The sequence below is a fragment of the Paenibacillus anaericanus genome, from assembly GCF_003994475.1.
Classification (GTDB): Bacteria; Bacillota; Bacilli; order Paenibacillales; family Paenibacillaceae; genus Fontibacillus; species Fontibacillus anaericanus.
Map to the genome: position 1 here is coordinate 1 of NZ_RZNY01000079.1, position 1,665 is coordinate 1,665.

Annotated in this window: 1 protein-coding gene; it reads right to left on the reverse strand. The window is 41.3% G+C overall.

The window, feature by feature from the left end:
* Positions 1 to 99: 99 nt before the first annotated feature.
* Entirely contained in the window at positions 100 to 1,551 is a 1,452-nt protein-coding gene (locus EJP82_RS27755) for an IS1182 family transposase (RefSeq protein ID WP_127195312.1), read from the reverse strand.
* Positions 1,552 to 1,665 lie beyond the last annotated feature (114 nt).

Here is a 1,665-nt window from a genome sequence, read left to right on the forward strand (position 1 = left end):
ACTGCTAAAGTTAGACTAATAAAAAGACGACCTTTTTTCCCGTATTTCGGGGTGAGGGTCGTCTTTGCGTTATTTAAGCAGGCCTATACGGCTAGCTTCTTACTTCAACAGCTTCATAATTCGTTTTAGATTAACCGTGAATATAGCCATAGCGCCTTGAAGCTCCATCCCTAATAGACCCGAGGAAGTGGCTACATCATACCCGTGTCTGTGCTTGAGTTCACTATTCTTTGCTTCTATTTTGTAGCGTTCCTTTGCTTTCTCTTTAAAGTACTCACTTTCTTGGAACGTCGTTTGTTCTGAATGTTCGGTAGATTTAATACTCACCGAGTAGGTTTTACTTTTTGCTCCATCTTTATAGCAACCTTCTTTAAACGGGCATCTTTTACATTGCTCTACTTCAAAGTAGTACGTATCGACTTGGTTGCTCCCGATGGCTTTCTTTCCTCCGCGCGCTTTTCGGATCGCCATATGCCCGGCCTTACACACGTACATACCCGCATCTTTATTAAATTGAAACTCATCTTCTCTCTTGCGAGCGCCTTGTGTAATACGAGGATTAAGTTTGGCGATAAGTTCAATTTCATTGTCTTTAGTGTAAACAATGTTGTCCTTTTCGGAGTAAGCAGTATCTCCGATTATGGATCTAATTTCCATACCTGCTGCCTTACTTTTTTCAATCAGCGTTTGCAATTGCTTACCGTCATTCTTTTCGCCTGTCGTGACAATGGCTGCCGTAATGATCCGTTCCTCCGTCATGGCAATATGGGTCTTGTAGCCAAAGAACGAGGAATCTGCGCTCTTGTGGCCTATCTTGGCATCCTGATCTTCGGAGATCCTCAGTTGCTCCAGGTCATCCGTGACCGTTTCTTTCAAGAGATTCAAGGGCTCTTTTATTTTGGGTAATTCACAGATGCCACCTTCGGCTTCAAGCACGGCAATGAGTTTTTGACAGTAGTCAATCTCTTCCTCAAGTACATCGCTGGTATTCTTGACCGGGAACTTGGATTTTAGGGATTCCTCCGCCTTGTAGACCGCCTTTCTCAACTTTCGGGAACGATTCAGCAAGATTTCCCGAGGCGATTTCTGGTTGTAGCGTGCTTTTGTATGGGTTGCATCGACGATGATGGATTTGCTTTTAATAATGCCCTTTTCGAGTGCAATTTCAACTGTTTTGCCTACGAGCATGTCCAGCAAATTCAAGTCTTTCAGCCGCAGCTTTCTGAATTTGGTTAATGAACTTGCATCAATCACTGGATCTTCAGGAGCCATATCTAGAAAATATTTGAATGACATGTCGTACTTCGAACGCTCGACGATATCTATGTCAGACAACTCAAAAATTGTTTTTAAGAGCAAATACTTAAACATTCGAATCGGGTCGACCGCATTTCGGCCATTAACTAAGCAGTAACGCTCTTTCAGTTCTTCATAAACAAAAGAAAAGTCGACAAGTTCATTGATTTGCCGCAACATATTATCTTTGGGAATCACTAAGTTATAAAGTTCTATATAGGGGCTTAAAGCCAAGGTTTGTTGTTGTTTAATCATTACATTCACCTACTCGGATTAGTACCTTAATTATATAGAAAAAAAGCATAATTCTCCTCAAAATTCGAGAAGCATTATGCTTTTTATATAATATGGACTTTTTCAGTGGCCTCG